Origin of the sequence: Trebonia sp. (genome assembly GCF_049794275.1) — a bacterium.
GTDB lineage: Bacteria > Actinomycetota > Actinomycetes > Streptosporangiales > Streptosporangiaceae > Trebonia.
In genome coordinates this window covers 1-4,077 of the sequence record NZ_JBARCR010000237.1, presented here as the reverse complement: position 1 = coordinate 4,077, position 4,077 = coordinate 1, and the positions used below count along the sequence as shown (strand labels likewise).

The following is a 4,077-nucleotide window of genomic DNA, read 5'->3' as shown; positions in this document are numbered from 1 at the left end:
CGCCTTGAGCGCGGGCAGCGTGGCCGGGGCGCGCAGCCGCTCGTCGGCGCGGCCGTGCACCAGCTGCAGCAGCTGGACGGCGAACTCGATGTCGCGCAGGCCGCCGGGGCCGAGCTTGAGCTCGCGGCCCGCCATGTTCCTCGGCAGCGTGGCCTCCACGCGGCGGCGCATCGCCTGCACGTCCTCGACGAAGTTCTCCCGCTGCGACGCCTGCCAGACCAGCGGGCTGACCTTGGCGACGTAGCGCTCGCCCAGGTCCAGGTCGCCGGCGGCCGCGCGGGCCTTGAGCAGCGCCTGGAACTCCCAGGTCTTGGCCCACCGGTCGTAGTACGCCAGGTGGCTGGCCAGCGTGCGGACGAGCGGACCCTGGCGGCCTTCTGGGCGCAGGTTCGGGTCGACGGGGAAGATGCTGCCCTCAGGGGTGGACCGCTCGCAGACCTGGATCACGCCCGCGGCCAGCTTCGTGGCCGTCCTGATGGCGGCCTCTTCCGTGCTGGCGGGCGCTGTGCTGGCGGGCGCTGGCTCGGCCACGAAGATCACGTCGACGTCGCTGGCGTAGTTGAGCTCGCGGGCGCCGCACTTGCCCATCGCGATGATCGCGAGCCTGGCCGGCGCGGCGTCGCCTGGAAGCTCGGCGCGGGCGATGGCGAGGGCCGCCTCGAGGACGGCGTCGGCGAGGACGGCGAGTTCCTGGCCAACCTCGTCCACCGACGCCTTGCCGGTGAGGTCGCGGGCAGCCAGGTGCAGCACGTGGCGGCGGTAGGCGGCGGCGAGCCTGGCCGCTGGATCAGTCTTGCCCGCGTCCAGGTCGGCTCTCGGCTCGGAGCTGCCGGGATCGGCGGCCACGGCGGTCAGCAGCCCCGCACGGATCGCGGCTTGGTCCTGGCGACGGTCGGCGTCCTGGCCGCGCAGCACGATGGTGTCCTCCGGGTGCCTGGCGAGATGGTCGGCCAGCGCCTTGCTGACGCCGAGCACCGCGGTGAGGCGGGCACTGAACGCGGCGTCGCTGGTGAGCTGCTCGGTGAGGCCGGATTCGCGTTCGGCGATCCGCGCCAGGCCGGCCAGCGCCAGGCCGGGGTCGGCTGCCTGGGCGAGGGCGGTGAGCACCGGGTGGCCGTCGGCGGCTATGCCGAGGGCGGCGAGCTCGCGTGCTGCGCGCGGGACGTCGGTGAAGCCCATCCGGGCCAGCCAGCCCGCTAGGGAGGTCCGCGTGCCGCTCACGCTAGGAGCGTATACCGGATGGCCGAGCTGAGCTGCAGTCCCCTGTTTGCCGTGGATCGAGTGCTCCGCGGCTTGTGATAGGCATTGGGCATGGTCGATCTCATCCCGCGCAGCGTACTGTTCGGCAACCCGGAGCGGACCAGCCCCCGGATGTCCCACGACGGGTCCCAGCTCGGCTGGATAGCGCCGAAGGACGGCGTCCTGAACGTGTGGGTCGCGCCTATCGACGAGTCCGACGGCGTCGACTGGGCGGCCGCGCGGGCGGTCACCGACGACACGGACCGCGGGATCAGGATGTTCGGCTGGGCGTGGGACGGACGGCACCTGCTGTACGTGCAGGACGCCGGCGGTGACGAGAACTGGCGGCTCTACGACGTCGACCTGGTCACCGGGGAGCGCAGGGACCTGACGCCGTTCGAGAAGATCCACGCGCAGATCATCGGGTCGAGCAAGCGGCGCCCGACCGAGGTGCTCGTCGGGATGAACGCGGACAACCCGCAGTTGCATGACGTGTACCGGCTGGACCTGGTGACCGGGAACCTGGTCAAGGAGATCGAGAACCCGGGGTACGCCGGCTGGCTGGCCGACGAGGACCTCGTGGTGCGCTGCGCGCTCGCGCCGCTGCCCGACGGGTCCCTGGACGTGCTGGTCCGGGATTCGGCGTCGGCGGACTGGCGGACGCTGCTGACCATCCCCGCCGAGGACGTGACGTCCAGCGACGTGGTGTCGTTCAGCGGAGACGGCAGGTCGCTGGTGATGATCAGCGCGGCAGGGGCCGACACCGGGCGGCTGACGCGGGTCGACCTCGCGACCGGCGCGACCACGGTGCTCGCCGAGGACCCCGAGGCGGACGTCACCGGGGCCGTGCTGGACCCGGACACCCGCGACCCGCAAATCGTCATGATTCTCAAGGACCGGATGACCTACGTCGTGCTCGACCCGTCGGTCCAAGACGACCTGAAGGCGATTCGCGGGCTGCACCCTGGCGACCCGATGTTCCTCGGGCGGGACGAGGCCGACCAGACGTGGCTGGTCGGCTTCAATGTCGACGCCGGGTCGCTCACCTTCTACCTGTACGACCGTGCGTCGAAGTCCGGCCGGCTGCTGTTCGAGGCGCGGCCCGCGCTGTCGTCGTACACGCTGGCGGCGATGGAGCCGTTCTCGTTCACGGCCAGGGACGGGCTGGAGATCCACGGCTACGTGACGTTCCCGCCCGGGCCGGGCCGGTCGTCGCTGCCGGCCGTGCTTGACGTGCACGGCGGCCCGCAGGTGCGAGACAGCTGGGGGTACAACCCTGAGGCGCAGTGGTTCGCCAACCGGGGCTACCTGTGCGTCCAGGTCAACTACCGTGGCTCCACCGGGTACGGGAAGGCGTTCGTCGCCGCCGGGGACCGTGAGTGGGGCGGCAAGATGCACGACGACCTGATCGACGCGGTGTCGTACATCACCGGCCAGGGCTGGGCCGACCCGTCGCGGGTGGCCATTTACGGCGGTTCGTACGGCGGGTACGCGGCGCTGGTGGGTGCCGCGTTCACGCCCGGCGTCTTCCGCTGCGCGGTGGACATCGTCGGGCCGTCCAACCTGAAGACGCTGCTCGAGACCATCCCGCCCTACTGGGCGCCGATGATCGCGCAGCTGTACCGGCGGGTGGGGAACCCGGAGACGGACGCCGAGTTCCTGTGGTCGCGGTCGCCGCTGTCCCGGGCGCGCGACATCAAGATCCCGCTGCTGATCGCGCAGGGCGCGAACGACCCGCGGGTCAAGCAGGCCGAGTCGGAGCAGATCGTCGCGGCCCTGACGGAGGCCGGGATCGAGCACGAGTACCTGCTGTTCCCCGACGAGGGGCACGGATTCGCCAAGCCGGAGAACCGGATCAGGTTCTACGCGGCCGCCGAGCGTTTCCTCGCCAGGTACCTGAGCGGGCGCTACGAGGAGTAGGCGCGGTGATTGCGGCCGCGCCGCGTTACGAGAAGAATCTCTGAACATGCGGGGCGGTTCGCGGTTCGCGGCGGTGATCGGTGCGTGCTGTGGTGCCGCCGCGGCCCTGCTGCTGGCGGGCTGCCATCCGCTGCCCCAGCTCGGGACCACGCACAACCCGCCTGCGCACGTCTACACGGTCACCGGGCGGGTGACGACGGTGGTCATCAAGGGCGGCTCGGGCAGCATCGACGTCACGGGCGGCAACCGCGGCACTATCGGCGTGTCCGAGGCCGCGTCGTACGGCAAGACGCCGCCGGCGGTGACGCACGTGATCTCCGGGACCACGCTGACGCTCTCCTACACGTGCCCGTCGGAATTCGTGTGCGGCGTGTCCTACGACGTCCAGGTGCCGCGCGGCGTGGCGGTCCGGGTGTCAACCGCCGCGGGGCCGATCACGCTGACGTCGCTGGCCGGACCGGTCAGCGCGCAGACCAGCGCCGGGCTGATCACGGCGATCAGCCTCAGCTCGCCGACCGCCACGCTGAAGTCGAACGCGGGCGGCATCGACGCGACGTTCTCGGCGGCGCCGTCGTCCGTGCACGCGTCGACCAACGTCGGTCCGATCACGCTGGCCGTGCCCGGCTCCGCGACGTACCAGATCAACACGCACGCCTACGTCGGCTCGAGCACCGTCACCGTGCCCAAGAACCCGGCCTCGCCGCACGTCATCTCCGCCAGCTCCGACCTCGGCAGCATCACGATCAGCCCATCGTGATACCTGGCCACGGGACGGGCGGCGTCGCTCAGTTGGCTGTCAGCGCGACGGGTGAACCGGGCGCCTACCGCGACCCGGCGCGCTTGCTGTCGCGTCTGGCCTGCTGGCGCGCGCCGGCGGCGAGCGTTCCCGCGCGGTCCCGTTCAGTGGCTGGATTGCGC

3 protein-coding genes are annotated in these 4,077 nt (G+C 71.5%); 2 read left to right on the top strand and 1 reads right to left on the bottom strand.

Features of this window, described 5'->3' with window-relative positions; translation table 11 throughout:
- Positions 1–1,221 (bottom strand): DUF294 nucleotidyltransferase-like domain-containing protein (locus tag WA805_RS06865; protein WP_425241914.1); only part of this gene is annotated, 1,221 nt, incomplete at its 3' end.
- A 90-nt stretch (positions 1,222–1,311) separates the two neighbouring features.
- Between WA805_RS06865 and WA805_RS06860 the strand changes: the two genes are divergently transcribed.
- Together WA805_RS06860 and WA805_RS06855 are read left to right on the top strand one after the other, a co-directional pair.
- Entirely contained in the window at positions 1,312–3,159 is a 1,848-nt protein-coding gene (locus tag WA805_RS06860) for a S9 family peptidase (RefSeq protein ID WP_425241913.1), read from the top strand.
- Positions 3,160–3,205: 46 nt separating this feature from the next.
- Positions 3,206–3,916 carry a hypothetical protein gene (locus tag WA805_RS06855; protein WP_422291154.1) on the top strand — a complete coding sequence of 237 codons (711 nt, stop codon included), beginning with the start codon at positions 3,206–3,208 and terminating at the stop codon, positions 3,914–3,916.
- The last annotated feature ends 161 nt before the right edge of the window (positions 3,917–4,077 follow it).